18 protein-coding genes are annotated in these 14408 nt (G+C 64.6%); 17 read left to right on the top strand and 1 reads right to left on the bottom strand.

The window, feature by feature from the left end:
• The 17 genes from ACYQ6W_RS03730 (at position 1) to ACYQ6W_RS03810 (ending at position 13386) form a co-directional block, all read left to right on the top strand.
• Positions 1 to 456, top strand: coding sequence for a flagellar basal body rod protein FlgC (locus tag ACYQ6W_RS03730; RefSeq protein WP_459673652.1), 456 nt, complete (start codon positions 1 to 3; stop codon positions 454 to 456).
• Positions 456 to 1142 carry a flagellar hook assembly protein FlgD gene (locus ACYQ6W_RS03735; RefSeq protein ID WP_459673653.1) on the top strand — a complete coding sequence of 229 codons (687 nt, stop codon included), beginning with the start codon at positions 456 to 458 and terminating at the stop codon, positions 1140 to 1142. Before ACYQ6W_RS03730 ends, ACYQ6W_RS03735 begins: the two co-directional genes overlap by 1 nt.
• Complete coding sequence (locus ACYQ6W_RS03740; protein WP_459673654.1) at positions 1139 to 2365, top strand: flagellar hook protein FlgE; 1227 nt, start codon at positions 1139 to 1141, stop codon at positions 2363 to 2365. Before ACYQ6W_RS03735 ends, ACYQ6W_RS03740 begins: the two co-directional genes overlap by 4 nt.
• 3 nt (positions 2366 to 2368) lie before the next feature.
• Positions 2369 to 3109: a flagellar hook-basal body complex protein gene (locus tag ACYQ6W_RS03745; protein WP_459673655.1), complete on the top strand. Its 741-nt coding sequence runs from the start codon at positions 2369 to 2371 to the stop codon at positions 3107 to 3109.
• A 5-nt stretch (positions 3110 to 3114) separates the two neighbouring features.
• Positions 3115 to 3909 carry a flagellar basal-body rod protein FlgG gene (flgG, locus tag ACYQ6W_RS03750; protein WP_459673656.1) on the top strand — a complete coding sequence of 265 codons (795 nt, stop codon included), beginning with the start codon at positions 3115 to 3117 and terminating at the stop codon, positions 3907 to 3909.
• 45 nt (positions 3910 to 3954) lie between these two features.
• On the top strand, positions 3955 to 4629 hold the full coding sequence (locus ACYQ6W_RS03755) for a flagellar basal body L-ring protein FlgH (protein WP_459673657.1): 675 nt from the start codon (positions 3955 to 3957) through the stop codon (positions 4627 to 4629).
• 5 nt (positions 4630 to 4634) lie between these two features.
• A complete protein-coding gene (locus tag ACYQ6W_RS03760; protein WP_459673658.1) occupies positions 4635 to 5720 on the top strand; it encodes a flagellar basal body P-ring protein FlgI in 1086 nt (361 codons plus the stop codon).
• Positions 5721 to 5785: 65 nt separating this feature from the next.
• Positions 5786 to 6595, top strand: a complete 810-nt coding sequence (locus ACYQ6W_RS03765; protein WP_459673659.1) for a glycoside hydrolase family 73 protein — start codon at positions 5786 to 5788, stop codon at positions 6593 to 6595.
• Between the two features lie 60 nt (positions 6596 to 6655).
• Entirely contained in the window at positions 6656 to 8611 is a 1956-nt protein-coding gene (locus tag ACYQ6W_RS03770; RefSeq protein ID WP_459673660.1) for a FlgK family flagellar hook-associated protein, read from the top strand.
• 45 nt (positions 8612 to 8656) lie between these two features.
• Positions 8657 to 9145 (top strand): flagellar basal body-associated FliL family protein, encoded by a 489-nt coding sequence (locus ACYQ6W_RS03775; RefSeq protein WP_459673661.1) that lies wholly within the window; start codon positions 8657 to 8659, stop codon positions 9143 to 9145.
• A gap of 2 nt (positions 9146 to 9147) precedes the next feature.
• Positions 9148 to 9480: a FliO/MopB family protein gene (locus tag ACYQ6W_RS03780; RefSeq protein ID WP_459673662.1), complete on the top strand. Its 333-nt coding sequence runs from the start codon at positions 9148 to 9150 to the stop codon at positions 9478 to 9480.
• Between the two features lie 14 nt (positions 9481 to 9494).
• Positions 9495 to 10352 (top strand): flagellar type III secretion system pore protein FliP, encoded by an 858-nt coding sequence (gene fliP / locus ACYQ6W_RS03785; protein ID WP_459673664.1) that lies wholly within the window; start codon positions 9495 to 9497, stop codon positions 10350 to 10352.
• Between the two features lie 3 nt (positions 10353 to 10355).
• Positions 10356 to 10631 carry a flagellar biosynthetic protein FliQ gene (locus tag ACYQ6W_RS03790; protein WP_459673666.1) on the top strand — a complete coding sequence of 92 codons (276 nt, stop codon included), beginning with the start codon at positions 10356 to 10358 and terminating at the stop codon, positions 10629 to 10631.
• Positions 10622 to 11389 (top strand): flagellar biosynthetic protein FliR, encoded by a 768-nt coding sequence (locus ACYQ6W_RS03795; RefSeq protein WP_459673667.1) that lies wholly within the window; start codon positions 10622 to 10624, stop codon positions 11387 to 11389. Before ACYQ6W_RS03790 ends, ACYQ6W_RS03795 begins: the two co-directional genes overlap by 10 nt.
• Complete coding sequence (locus tag ACYQ6W_RS03800) at positions 11382 to 12530, top strand: EscU/YscU/HrcU family type III secretion system export apparatus switch protein (RefSeq protein ID WP_459673668.1); 1149 nt, start codon at positions 11382 to 11384, stop codon at positions 12528 to 12530. The genes ACYQ6W_RS03795 and ACYQ6W_RS03800 overlap by 8 nt, the downstream gene beginning before the upstream one ends.
• Positions 12531 to 12644: 114 nt before the next feature.
• Positions 12645 to 12929: a hypothetical protein gene (locus ACYQ6W_RS03805; RefSeq protein WP_459673669.1), complete on the top strand. Its 285-nt coding sequence runs from the start codon at positions 12645 to 12647 to the stop codon at positions 12927 to 12929.
• A 109-nt stretch (positions 12930 to 13038) separates the two neighbouring features.
• Positions 13039 to 13386, top strand: coding sequence for a hypothetical protein (locus tag ACYQ6W_RS03810; protein WP_459673670.1), 348 nt, complete (start codon positions 13039 to 13041; stop codon positions 13384 to 13386).
• Positions 13387 to 13405: 19 nt separating this feature from the next.
• On the opposite strand, the gene ACYQ6W_RS03815 is transcribed toward ACYQ6W_RS03810, so the two are convergent.
• Complete coding sequence (locus tag ACYQ6W_RS03815) at positions 13406 to 14305, bottom strand: LysR substrate-binding domain-containing protein (protein ID WP_459673671.1); 900 nt, start codon at positions 14303 to 14305, stop codon at positions 13406 to 13408.
• Between the last annotated feature and the right edge of the window lie 103 nt (positions 14306 to 14408).

Here is a 14408-nt window from a genome sequence, read left to right on the forward strand (position 1 = left end):
ATGGCGGATATCTATTCGATCGTCGGGTCCTCGCTTGCGGCGCAGAACGCCCGCATCGGCGTCATCGCCTCGAATCTCGCCAATGTGGATTCCGTTGCGATGCCGGGGCAGCAACCCTATCGCGCGCATGAACTTGTCTTCCAGGCGGCCCCGGTCGGCACCCAGGCGACGCAGGAGGTCGCGTTCGAGCCCGGAGCGGGTGCCGGGTCGGACGCAAGTGGCCTCGGCGTTCGTATCGCTGGTACGGTGTTGAGCAATGCGCCGCCGGTGCGCAACTACGAACCCGGCAGTCCTTATGCGGATGCGAGCGGCTATGTCACCGGTTCGAACGTCTCCCAAGTCGGGCAGATGGTCGATCTCATCAATTCCTCCAACAGCTATGCTGCTTCGGTCGCCGTTCTCCAACAGGCGAGCCGCGTCGATCAGCAGATGCTGAACAGCTTTCAGGTGTCCTGATGGTCAGTCTCGCGGTTCCATCCGCCAGCACGGCGGCTTCGATGACCGCCAATACGAGCGGCAGCACGGCCGGCGCAGGCTCGGCCGCCGCCTCTCTTACGCAGACGGATTTTCTGCAGCTGCTGACGGCACAGCTCAAATCGCAATCGCCGACCTCTCCGGCGGATCCGACGCAGCTCGCCTCGGAGTTCGCGCAGATTTCCACCGTCACCGGCATCAACCAGCTGAACGCGACCGTCAGCACGATTCAGACCAGCGCGGCGGCGGCGCAGCTTGCGCAGTCGGCGGTGCTCGTCGGCAAGCAGGTGGCGGTCAATGGCAACGATCTCGTGCCGAATGGCGGTGGCCAGGCGACCGGTGCCTTCAGCCTGGCGGGCGCGGCCAAAACGGTGACGGTGACCATCCTGGCGCCAGACGGGACGGTCGCTGCAACCAAGCATCTCGGCGCCCTGCAGGCAGGCCAGCAGAGCTTCAGCTGGGGCGGTGGCACGGCCGGCACGACCTATAGCTATCAGATCAGCGCCGCGGCGGCCGACGGCTCCGTCGTCTCCGCCACCCCCTACACCGTCTACACGGTGGCCGGCGTCAATGCCGCAGGATCGACCACCAGCCTCAATCTTCAAGAGCAAGCGAGCCCCATTCCCTTGTCCTCCGTTCAATCCGTACTGGGAGCCAGCACGTCATGAGTTTGGACACCGCCTTTTCGGGCCTGACCGCGGCTCAGACCGGTCTCAACGTCGTTTCCAACAACTTGGCGAACGCCAACACGACCGCGTTCAAAGGGCAGCTCGCGCTGTTCTCGACCATCTACCCGGTCAATCAGAGAAACGTGCCGGGGCTCGGCGTGCAATCTTCTGGGATCGACACGAACTTCACCCAGGGAACCGATGTGCAGACGGGGAACAGCCTGGACACGGCGATTCAGGGGGATGGTTTCTTCGTCATCAACAACAACGGGACGACGCAGTATACCCGCGATGGCTCCTTCCAGCTGAATTCCTCTGGTCAGTTGGTGACGGCGACGGGGGCCACGGTGCTCGGCTATGCCGCGAGCTCGACCGGGGGGCAGACGGGGGGATTGCAGGGGATCACCGTCAATACCGGCGCCATTGCGGCGAACGCCACGGCGAAGCTCGGACTCACCGTCAATCTCGACTCCGCCGACAGCACCTTCGCCACGCCGGTGACGCCGGTGCCCGGCGATACCACGACCTATAACGAGACGACCTCCGTCGTCACCTACGATTCCCTCGGCAATGCCAATTCGGTCAATCTCTACTTCCAGCAGGAGGCCCCTGCCACCGCCGGCGGGACACCGAGTTGGAACGTCTATGCCGAGCCAGTGTCTTCCGCGGGCACGGTCATCAGCGCGCCGGCGCTGCTCACCAACCTGACCTTCAGCAGCAGCGGCGCGCTGACCGGTGGCAGCCCGGCGACCCTCGCCGTCAACTGGAACAATGGCTCTGCGGCGTCCTCAGTCGCCTTCAATTTCACAGGCACGACGCTCGGCGCGCAGAGCTTCGCCATCGCCGGCACGACGAATGATGGCTATGCGCCGGGCAATTATACCGGCGCCACCATCTCTGCGAATGGCGAGGTGCAGGCGACCTATAGCAATGGCCAGACCAAGTCCGCCGGAACCCTCGGCCTTGCGAACTTCATCAATCCGCAGGGGCTGCAATCGCTGACGGGCAATCTCTATGGCGAGACGACGACGTCCGGGACGGCGGTCGTCAACGTGCCGGGTGCCGGTCAGGCCGGCACATTGCTGAGCAACAATCTCGAGCGATCGAATGTCTCGACCTCGGATTCACTGGTCGACCTCATCCAGTATCAGCAGGCCTATCAGGCCAATGCGACGGAGCTGCAGGCCGAACAGCAGAACTTCACCAAGCTGACGCAGATCTAAGCCATGAGCATGGACGCCTATTACACCGCCATGGCGGGGTTGCAGGCGATCGGCGCCCGCATGGATGCGCTGTCGGCCAATCTCGCCAATATCCAGACCACCGGCTATCAGGCGGTGCAGGCGATGACCGAGGCGGCACCTTATGTGGGCGGCAACGCCCCTTCTGGGGCCGACGTCGTGGCGCTCACACCCGGCCCGAACACCCAGCCAGGCGCGCTCGTCAAGACCGGAGATCCGCTCAATCTCGGTCTCGGTGGCGACGCCTGGCTCGCTGTGCAGACTCCTCGGGGGCTGGCACTGACGCGGGATGGGGCTCTGCAGCTTTCCGTGGACGGTCTACTGACGGACAGTCGCGGCAACCCCGTTCTGGGTGCCAATGGCGCGCCGGTCAGCCTGCCGGCGCTATCGAGCATGACGATCGGGTCCGATGGGACGATTTCCGGCATCTCGCCGACCCAGCCGGGGCAGACGCAGAGCTACGGACAGATTTTCCTCGTCGCGACGCCCCCCGGAACCCTGACGGCGTTGGGCGGGGCTCTCTTCGCGCCCCCTGATCCCAACCGGCTGCAACCTGCGACGAAAGGCAGCGTCGCACAGGGCTATCTCAATGGCAGCAATGTCGATCCCGTGCGCGGCATGGTCGATATGATCGATGCCAACCGCTCCTATCAGCTGCAGACGCAGCTCATGAAGAGCTATGCCTCGGATAGCTCGGCTCTCAACACCCTGCTCGCTCAAGGATAACCGGCATGGACCACGCGCTCGATACGATGGCGACGGGGCTGCAAGCCAGCCAGCTGATGATGGACACCATCGCCGACAACCTCTCCAATGTGAACACCACCGGCTTCAAGGCCGAGACGCCGCTGTTCCAGACATTGCTGTATCAAAACGGGATTCAGCCGGGCGCCCAGTCCACGGGACAGACGGTCTATCCGTCCGGCCTCGAACTCGGCACCGGGGTGAAGGCGGCGGCCATCGCGGCCGTGCTGACCCAAGGCTCTCTCACTAGCACGGGGAACCCGCTGAATCTTGCGATCAACGGGTCCGGATATTTTCAGATCGTTCTGCCGAGCGGGGAGACTGCCTATACCCGCGATGGCAGCTTCCAGCTCAACCAGAGCGGACAGCTCGTGACTTCGAGTGGCTATCAGGTTCTGCCGAACATCACCATCCCGTCCAATGCGACGAGTGTAACGATCGGCACGGATGGCACGGTCTCCGTCACCTTGCCAGGTTCCCAGACGGCGAGCCAGCTTGGCCAGCTTCAGCTGGCAAGCTTCGTCAATCCCCAAGGGCTGCAGCCGCTGGGTGACAACCTGTTCGCCGCCACGACCTCGAGCGGCACGGCGACGGCGGGCGCGCCGCAAAGCAACGGCCTCGGCTCGATCAATCAGAACTACCTCGAAGCCTCCAACGTCGACGTGGTGCGCGCCATGGTCAACATGATTTCGGCCGAACGCGCCTACCAGCTCGGCACGCAGGTGGTCGGCGCCGTCGACAATCAGCTCTCCTATCTGGCGCAAGCCGCGGCTGGCGCGTGAAGGCTCTGAGCGGTGTCGTCCGGCCACGTCTCCTTGTGGCGGCCTATGGTCGCGTTCTGCGGCGCAGCCCTCCTGGCAGGATGCGCGACGCAGGCGCCGAGCAACCGGTCTCTCGTGCCGGCGACGCAGTTTCCGATCGCCGCGTCTCGCGGGCCGGTGGCGGAGAACGGTTCCATTTTCCCTGTCGGCAGTTCAGGCTCGCTCTACGAGCCCAAACGCGACTGGCGGCCGGGCGATTTGGTGGCGATCGACATCGTCACGACCACGACGGCTTCGAACAACGACGCGACCACGCTCAGCCGTAGCGGCACGGTGTCGAACTCCGTTACCAGCTTCTTTGGTGTGCCGCTCAACTTCGGCAGCCTGGCAGGGACGCCCTTCTCGCCGACCATCACCACCTCTTCCGCCAATAAATATACCGGGACGGGTACGGAAGCCGCGAGCAATGCAATTTCCGGCTCGATCGAGGCGGTGGTCACCCGCGTCGATCCCAATGGAATCCTGGCGCTCGAAGGACGGACGAACGTCAACATCAACGGAAACGTTACGGCCATCGTGGTAACCGGCTACGCGAGCCCGCAGGATATTACCGCAAACGCGACGATCAGCTCGAACAACGTCGCCGGAATGAATGTTCAGTATGTCGGGAATGGTCCCGTCAACGATGCGCATCAGGTGCCGCTATTACAACAAGTCCTCGACAAAATCTGGCCTTTCTGACCGGCATGGCACTGGCGTTGATGCTGCTCGGGCGAATGCCCGCGCAGGCGGCGCCCGTCACCACCGTCGGCTCCCTCGTCAAGGTTGCGGGCGCGCCCTCCAACCAGCTCTACGGCTATGGGCTGGTGGTCGGGCTCGCCGGAACGGGAGACCAGACAACCCAGGTGCCCTATACGCAGCAGACGATCCTCAACATGCTGCGCAACATGGGCATCACGCTGACCAACGTCAATTTCATGCAGCCGAACGACGTCGCCTCCGTCATGGTGACGGCCGAGGTGCCGCCCTTCACGGCGGCGGGGCAGCATGTGGACGTGGTGGTTTCCGCTGTCGGGAATGCCGCCTCTCTCCATGGCGGAGTCTTGCTTCCCACTCCGCTGCGCGGCGGCAACGGCCAGGTCTTCGCCCAGGCGCAGGGTCCGCTTCTGGTCAGCGGCTTTGCCGCCAGTTCCAATGGCAATAGCACGACGACCAACGTGCCAACGGTCGGCTCCGTGCCTGGGGGCGCCATCATGTCGGTGGCGATTCCGGCGAGCTATGCACGCGCCGGCCAGACGCAGCTCATTCTCGATTCACCCGGCTACCAGCAGGCCCAAACGATCGCGGACGTGATCAATCGGCGCTTCGGCTACGGCACGGCGAGTGCCGTGTCGCCTGGCGAGGTGGATCTGCAGAATGGGGACGCCAGCAGCGTCGGCTTCATCGCGCAGGTCTTGTCGTTGCCGATCGTGCCGGTCAGCGAAGAGCCGACCATCGTGGTGGATGCTCAAAGTGGCACCATCGTCATGAATGCGGGTGTCGAACTCGGGCCGGCTGTGGTCTCGCACGGCAATCTGACCGTGAGCATTCAGAACCAGAATGCGGTGAGCCAGCCGGGACCCTTCAGCAATGGCACCACGCAGGCAGTGCAGAACACCGTGGTGCAGGCAGGACAGGGCAAGGCGAACGTCGTCTATCTGCCAAAGCGCGCCACCTTGGCGGAGGTCGCCCAGGCGCTCAATGCAGTGGGTGCGACGCCGACGGACCTCATCGCCATCATCGAAGCGCTCAAACTGGCGGGTGCGATCAACGGCAAGGTCAAGGTCTTCTGATGACGGCCGTGCAGCCAGCTGGTGCGTCCGCTACGTCGCTGCAAAGCCAGGCTGGGGTGGCGCCTATGGATGCGCGGGCCGCGCAGGCCCGCCGCATGGTTGGCATGCTGTGGTACAACATGCTCTCCGAGATGAGCAAAAACGGCTTGGACTCAGCGTCGCTCGGACCTGGGGGCGACACTTACGGCGGCATGTTCCTGTGGGAGATTGCGCAGTCCGACTTCGGGAAATACAGCGGTGGTCTGGTGGACGCGGTCTTGCGCCAGCTCGATCATGGCGCCGCGGCGCCAGCCCTCGATCACCCGCTTCTGCCTCTGGCTTTGGGGCATGGTGCACCGGGTACGGCCACTGCTACTTCCGCGCAGGAGGATGGACTCAAGATCGCGCCTCCCGATATCGAGACGATCCGCAGCGCCGAGGATCTCACTCGTGCTGCTTGGCCTGCCATCAAGATCGCGGCTTCGCTGCTCGACGTGCCCGCCATCGGCGTGCTGGCTCAGACGGCGCTGGAGACCGGTTGGGGCTCGGCCTCTCCCGGCAACAACCTTTTCGGCATCAAGTCCGATGGCAGCGAGGCTTCCAGCCTGCGGGCGACCCATGAAGTGGTGAACGGCGTGCTGGTGCCGCAGACTGCGCAGTTCCGCGATTATGCAAATGCGCAAGGCGGCATTGCCGATTACGTGCGCCTCATTCGTGAAAATTTTCCAAACGTCCTGGGCCAGAAGACGGTCGAAGGTTTCGCTCATGCCTTGCAGGCTGGGGGCTACGCGACTGACACGGCCTATGCCGCGAAAATCGTGTCCATCGCTCGGTCATCTCTCATGAGTAAAATGTTAAGCGCGATCGGCGAGAATGACGCGCTGATGGCACCCTGATCCACGTCAGGTCCGCCTGGCTGCCTTCGAATGAAGGGATGTGGTGAAGGGAGGCTGCGTATGAGCGGTTTGATCGGGGCGATCGACATTGCCCAGACAGGTGTCCAGGCTTTTGAGCAGGGCATCGCGACGGTGTCGCAGAACGTTGCCAATCAGACGACGGTTGGCTATGCGGTGCAGAGCGTCGCGACGACGACTCTCGTCAACCATACGCCGGGTAGCCCGGGCAATGGTGTCCAATCCGCGATCAGCCGGGCGGCGGACGCTTTTGCCGCAGGCGTCCTGCGCAATGCCACCAGCGCGGCGCAAGCGGCCAGCGTGTCCTCCACGGCGCTCACCAACATCTCCAATGCCGTCACCAACAACGGTAACGTCCAGAGCCGGATCAACCAGTTCTTTCTGGACATGAGCACGCTGGCGGGAAGCCCGACGAGCGCTGCCCAGCGGCAAACCGTCCTTTCGGATGCTCAGACGGTGTCGGGCGCCTTCCAAAGCGCCACTGCCTCCATCCAGACGGTTCAGAGTGGCGCGGTCACCGCTCTGCAGGGCAACGTCTCCCAGGTCAACGGGCTGCTCGCCCAACTCGCCTCGATCAACAAAGGTCTCGTGACCAGCCCCAACAATCCCGGCCTCCTGGATCAGCAGGAGGCGGCGCTCGGTAGCCTCTCCAACCTCCTGCCGGTCAACGTCGTGTCTCTGGGGGGCAGCGGCCAGGTGATGGTCGCCGCAGGGGGCACCGTGCTGCTGAACCAGGCTGGCGCGCAAAGCCTGACGCTGAATGCCGGCACCCCGAGCACGGCGCCAAGCATAACCGTGGGCACGGGCAAATCGCCCCTGACGGTCGAGGCTGAGGATGGGCAAATCGGCGCCAATCTTGCGGCCTGGCAATCGGGCGCCGCGGCGCAGCAGAGCCTCAACGGTCTCGCAGTCGTCTTCGCAAGCGAAGTCAATACCGCTCAAGCGCAGGGTTTGACGCCGAGCGGCGCACAAGGGGCGGCTTTGTTTTCGATTCCTGCACCGAGCGTCACCGCGGCCGTCAGCAATGGCGGTACGGCGGCCGTGACCGCGCAAATCAGCGATCCCGCAAGCCTCCCCGCGGATGGTGGCCCCTTCACGCTCACCTATAGCAGCAGTGGTGGCTGGACCGCCCTCGATCAGGCGAGCCAGCAAAGCTACACGCTCGGCACCGGCAGCAGCCTGAGCTTCGCCGGGATGACCCTGTCGGTCTCCGGCGCACCTGCCAACGGAGACAGCTTCCAACTCGATCCCGCGCCTGCCGCGGCTTCGGCCATCTCCGTCGCGACTGCCGACGTCAACGCCATTGCGGCGGCCGATCCCTATGTCGGGACCCCTGGGCAGCTGCAAGCCAACGGAACCGTGGTCAACAGCAACGGGGGCACGCTGAGCACGGGTAGCAGCAGCGTGACGGCAAGTCCGGCCAGTGGGGCGACGACGATCCCGGCGAGCTACTTCGGCCAGAGCCTGCAACTGGTCTTCACCTCGGCGACGAATTTCAACGTGACGACGACGGCCGACCCGTCAACGGTGATCACGAGCGGCAGTCTCAGCGGCACCAATCCGACGACGACGCTCGCCATCGCCTATCCCAGCACTAGCGCTGCGGCAGGAACCTATTGGCAACTGCCCGTGTCAGGATCGCCCGTCGCGGGGGATGTGCTGACGTTGACGACGGGCGGCTCCGGCAGCGGCAGCAACGCGACGCGCATGCAGTCGCTGTGGACGGCTGGCCAAGGCACCAGCCAAGGCTCGATGCAACAGGCTTTTGTCAATCTGACGAGCGACCTCGGTACCCAAGCGAATCAGGCGACGCAAATCAAGGCGGCGACCACGGCCCAGGTGACGACGGCGACGACCAATCTGCAAGCGGTTGCCGGTGTCGATCTCAACCAGCAGGCGGTGTTGCTCACGCAGTATCAGCAAGCCTTCCAGGCGAGTGCGCAGGTGATCGCCAGTGTCAGAACGATGTTTCAGAGCCTGCTCCAGGCGGTGCAATGAGGCGGCGCGAGCGGTGGCCAAGCGGCTGGACGGGATGAGAAGACGATGAAAAAAATCCTGCCTCTTCTCCTGACGGCCATCATCGCCATTCTGATCGGGGCGGGTGGCGCCATCGGCTTCATGAAGTTCATCGGCGGCGCCGCACCCCATGGAGGGGCGGCTGCGCCGGCCAAGGTGGAGGTCAAGAAGGAACCGGAGAAGAAGATCCTCTTTGCCGACCTTTCAGACGTCACCGTCAGCCTGCCGCCGCAGCCGGGTGCCGCGGCAACCTCCTATGTCAGCTTTTCCATCAAATTCTCCACCTTCGATCAGGCCGCCATCCTCTCTTTCGCGGAACTCCAGCCCATCATCAAATCGGCCATCATCACGCGGCTGATGAACGAGACGACGCAGAGCCTGCAGGACCAGCGCAGCCGCGTCGATCTGACCAAGAGCTGCTTGACCATCGTCAACACCGTCATGGTGCAGAATGGCAGTCTCAGCACGGCGCCCTTCACTGCGGCTTACATCACCAATCTGGTGACGCAGGATTGAGCATGGCGGGAAGCGAGGCCAGCGCCGCTCTCTCGTCCGTCCTTTCGCTCGCGGCGGTGTTGGCTGTCCTCGGCGTGGCCTTCCTCCTCGCGCGGCGTCTGCAACGAAACGGACGGCTGGCAAGCGGTGTCTTCGGCAAGGGCGGGGAGGGGCCGGCGATCCGCCTGCTGTCGAGCCGCGTCCTTGGCGCGCAGACGTCCTTGCAACTGGTCGAGGTGGACGGGCGGCGTTTCCTCATCGGCGTCAACCGGTCGGGCCTCACGCGGCTTGGCGTCTGGCCTTCGCCCGCGCCGTCTGCCGAGACCGCAGCGTCGATCTCCGAGCGCAGAGCATGAGGCGGCCGCTGCCCGTGTCTCGCTTGGGTTGTCTGGCCAAGCTGGGTCGGATCATCTGCGTCGGCCTGACGGCGCTGCTGCTCCTGCTGCCGCTCATCCCCGCTCAGGCGCAGGCACTGTCCCAGACGACGGAGCAGAGTCAGGCGGCGCAGACGCCTGCGGCTGAACCGGCGCCCTCCTTTCCGACGGTAGACGGCATTCCCCTGCTAACGGCGACGCCCAACGGCAAGGGCGATACCTACTCGCTCAACGTCCAAACTCTACTGATCATCACCGGGCTCGCCTTCCTGCCCGGCATCCTGCTGCTGATGACCGCCTTCACCCGGATCATCATCGTGCTCTCGATCTTTCGGCAGGCGCTCGGCCTGCAGAGCACGCCGCCCAACATGGTGCTGGCCGCCCTGGCCTTGGCGCTGACCGTCTTCGTCATGCGCGGCGTGATCGCGGAGGAGCAGAGAGAGGTCATCCAGCCCTATCTTGCCGGAGAGATGAACTTTCAGTCTGCGGTGCAGGCAGCGGTACCGCCCATCCAGAAATTCATGTTGGACCAGACGAGAAAGCAGCCGCTGCATCTCTTCGTCGATCTCAGTGGCCGACGTTTCGCGAGCCCGCAGGACGTCCCGCTGACCATCCTGGTGCCGGCCTTCGCCACCTCCGAGCTCGAAACTGCCTTTCAAATCGGCTTTCTGATCTACGTCCCCTTCGTCCTGGTCGACCTCGCCGTCGCCTCCATCCTCATGTCTCTCGGCATGATCATGGTCTCGCCAACGTTGATCTCTCTCCCTCTCAAGCTGCTGATGTTCGTCTCCATCCATGGCTGGACGCTGCTACTTGGGTCAGTCGCGCATAGTTTCCTCGGGGTGGGAGGCTGACCGATGCCGCTCTATCTGACGCTGTTCAGCCAGGCCCTTGCGACTATGCTGGCTGCGGTCACGCCCATCATCGTCCTGCTGTTGGTGACGGCGATCCTCATTGCCGCCGTGCAGGCCGTGCTCCAGTTGGAAGACATGGCGCTCAGCCTCCTGCCGCGCACCCTCCTCGTCATCTTGCTCGCGCTCACCGGCGCCTTCGGCGCCTTCACGCGGATGAGCCACCTGGCCGCGGTCTGGATCGGGAATGCAGGCGCGTTCGTGCATCAGACATGGAACTGACCGCGCATCAGGTGCTGACCTGGCTCGGGGCCTTCCTCTGGCCCTTCCTGCGACTGACCGGACTGTTCCTGACCGCCCCGCTGTTTAACTCGGCGCTCATTCCGGCACAGGTGAAAGCCGCGATGGTCCTGGGCTGTGCCGCCGCCTTGGCAGTCTGGTTGCCCGACCTGCCGCCCTTCCCGGGCGCGCCGGCGCCGGCGATCCTGCAGGGCTTGATTCAGATCGCGGTCGGCGCCACCATCGGTCTCACCGGGCAGATCGTGATAAGTGCGATTGCAGCCGTAGGAGAGATCGCCGGGCTCTCGATCGGCCTCAGCTTCGCCGTCCTCCAGTTCCGGGAGGCGGAGGGACAGACGCAAGCGCTGTATGACCTCATGTTCTGGCTCGGGCTGATCGGCTTCGTGATGCTGGGCGGTCCGCTCTGGCTCTTCGCGGCGGTCGCGCACTCCTTTCAAGGGGGCACCGCTGGTCTTGCCTTCACTGGCTGGGCGCAGCTGGCGCAGTTCGGTGGCGTGATCATCGCGAGTGGGGTGACCCTGGTCGCTCCCGTTCTCGCCATGGCACTCTGCGTCAATCTCACCGTCGGACTAATGACGGTCTTTGCCCCGCAGCTCAATCTTCTCACCATCGGCTTTCCCGCCCTCATCCTGGCAGGGCTCGCAACCCTGGCGGCCTCGCTGGTAGCCTTTCAGGGAGCCGTTCAGCGCCTCTCGGATGTCGCCGCGCGCGCCGTCGCGGCGATGCTGGGTCATGGCTGAAGGATCGGACGAAGAACGGAAGCACGCGCCAACGGAGCGGCGCCTGCGCCAGGCGGCGGAGCGGGGCGATGTTCTCCGCTCCGTCGACCTGCCGCGTGCTGCCACCATCATTCTGGTGGTGACGGCGGCGCTTAACCTCGCGGCCGTCGTGGGCGGCGACATTCGGCTGGTGGTGCAAACGGCGCTCACCCAAGCCGGTAGCGGCAATCTCACCCTCGCCCGCGGCTGGGCGATCGCCGTGATGAGTCATCTTTTTCCGATCCTGGGTTTGATCGCCGGCTTGTCGATTCTCGTCGGCGGGCTCTTCGGTGGCTGGACCTTTTCCGTCGCGGCACTGATGCCGAAGTTCGAGAAAATTCTGTCCTTCGCCGGGCTGGGCGAGCTCTTCGCCGCCTCTGGTCTGACGGAGACGGCCAAATCCCTGATCAAGTTCGTGGCCATTGGCGCCATTGCGGCAGTGAGCCTGCAGTCGGAGCAGGTTGCCTTCGTCTCGCTGGCCGCCTACCGGCAGGGTGTGGGTCAAGCGGTTATCGCCACGTCCCTGCACGTGCTTACCAATGTCGCTGTCGTTCTGGCCTTCATTGCGGCTGCGGACCTGGCGTTGCAGATCTGGCTGTTCCGGCGGCGCCACCGCATGTCCGACCAGGAGTTGCGGGACGAGATGAAGGAGGCGGTGGGCAATCCCCACATCAAACAGCGGCAGCGCGCGGCCGCGCGCCGGATTGCCCGCAGCCGGCAGATGCGGCGGCTCCCCGAAGCCTCGGTCGTCGTCACCAATCCCACGCATATCGCCGTGGCCCTGCGCTTCCGGCGCGGGCAGGATGCGGTGCCCGTTCTGCTCGCCAAAGGCGCTGATCTCTTGGCGTTGGAGATTCTGTCCAAGGCACGTAGCTACGGCATTCCCATCGTCGAGGCGCCACCCCTCGCGCGCGCCGTCTACCGTTACGTGGAGCCGGACGAGCACATTCCCGTCGCCCTCTACCGTGCCTGTGCGGAAGTGCTCGCCTATGTGTGGCGGCTGCAGCAGTGGCGCGCGCAGCGCGGGGAAGGGGAGAAGCCACGGCCACCGCGGCTGAGCGACATCGACATGGCCAAGGCTGCGGAAGACGCCGCATCTTCGGCTGGATCGGCGGCCGCATGAACTGCGCGCCTGCGCCCGGCAGGTCGATTTCGGTGAATCGATCATTTTTCGGAAAACTCTGCGGCAGCGCCTCGAAGATAGAGTTGGATATCTGAACACCGAGAGGAGACCACCGTGCGGAGGAATGAGGAATCCGATTGCCGCCCGCTCTCTGACGCTCAGACGGGTGGCGCCGATTCTCCCGTCATGGTCGCGGAAAGCGACGCGGCGGAGGACGGTGCCCGGCGGAAACGCCAGACGATCACGCAATTCCCCATGCAAATTCTCGTGCCGGAAGAGACGAGGGATGCTCTGCGACAGAGGTCAGCGGAGACCGGCGCCTCGATCCGTCATATCATCCTGCGCTCCCTGGCCGCGGATGGCTTCCCCGTCCCGAAGCTGAGCCGCTGGCGCGATTGAGTGGCGCTTCGCGCCACCGTCTGGCGCGGCTTCAGCTTCCGTCAAGGCGTCTTCGCTAGGCTGCAGCTGCGGCGGGCGATACCCGGACGCTGCGTCGTGTGGAGACGACATGACACGTCCTACCATCCTCCAATTGTGTGTCTTCGCCATGTGCTTGGCCGGAGCGCCGGTTGCCGCCGCCGCGATGGATACCACTTGTGGCCAGGCGATCGAGCGGATCCACTATCACCCGACGATCGAAGCCAACAGCGTCCTTGCGGTCGTCGTCGGGACGTGGCGCAGCATGGACCAGCAGACCATGGCGAGCGGCCATCCGCCGATCACCGACCGGATGCTGGCCTCGTCCCAGGCGGTGAACGGCCTCGTGCGTCAGTGTGAGGACAATCCGGGACAAAGCCTCGAGGCGGCGGCCAGCGCCATCTACCGTCTGGCCCGGCAGGATCTGGACGGGTACTGACCCGTCATCGCTCCTACCGTCAGGCGGCTGGCGGCGGGTCTGCCTCCGTCGTCTCCAGCGCAAGAATCCAGTCGCGGAAGAGCCGCGCCTGCCGCCGCAGCGGATGCGCCGCTGGCATGATGAGATAGAAAATTCCGATGATCTCCAGTGGGCTCGGGAAGGGACGGACGAGACGCCCGGTCTCCAGCAAGGACGCCACCAGCGACGCATGGGCTAAGGTGACGCCGAGTCCCTGTTCGGCGAAGGCAAGAGCCGTAGGCAGGGATTCCACCTCGATGAGCGGTGTCGCCGGGCGCGTGGTGATGCCCGAGAGCCGAAACCATTCCGCCCAGTTCTCTCCATCGCCTGGCTGGTGCAGAAGGCGCTGATGAAGGATGTCCTCCGGCTTGTGGAGCGCCGCAGCAAGGGCGGGTCCGCAGACGGGAAAGATGGTGTCACCCACGAGAACGATGGCATCGACGCCGGCGGCGCGGTCGCGCTCCTGGCTGATTTCGAGGTCGTATTCGTCCCAATCCGTGTCCACCCCGCCGATGGTGGGCGAGACATGCAGCGCGATATCGGGAAATTCGGCAAGGAATCCGCCCAGACGCGGCGCCAGCCAGTAGGCAGCGAATCCCGGGTCAACGCGGAGACGGACGCGCCCCTCTTCGCCAGGTCCGAAAATATCCGAAGTGCCGAATTTCAGACGGTCGAGGCTTTCGCGCACCACCCGCAGATAGGCCTCACCCGCATCCGTCAGGCGCACGGCGCGGGGTAGCCGGGTGAAGAGCCGCTCCCCCAACTGTTCCTCAAGCATCCGGATGTGCTGGCTGACCCCGGCCTGGGTCAGAGTCAATTCCTGTGCCGCCTTGGTGAAACTGAGCAGGCGTGCGGATGCCTCGAAGCTGCGAATCCAGTTGAGATTGAGGCTGCGCCGCAAGAGGGTGCTCCGCTCCGCTACAGGCCGCGAGAACAGGCGGCGGCGGGCAGATAGCCACGGCAGCCCGCTTCTGCGCAAGAGGGGAGGCTAGCGGAGCGGCCCG

It is taken from the genome of Acidisoma sp. 7E03 (assembly GCF_054665075.1).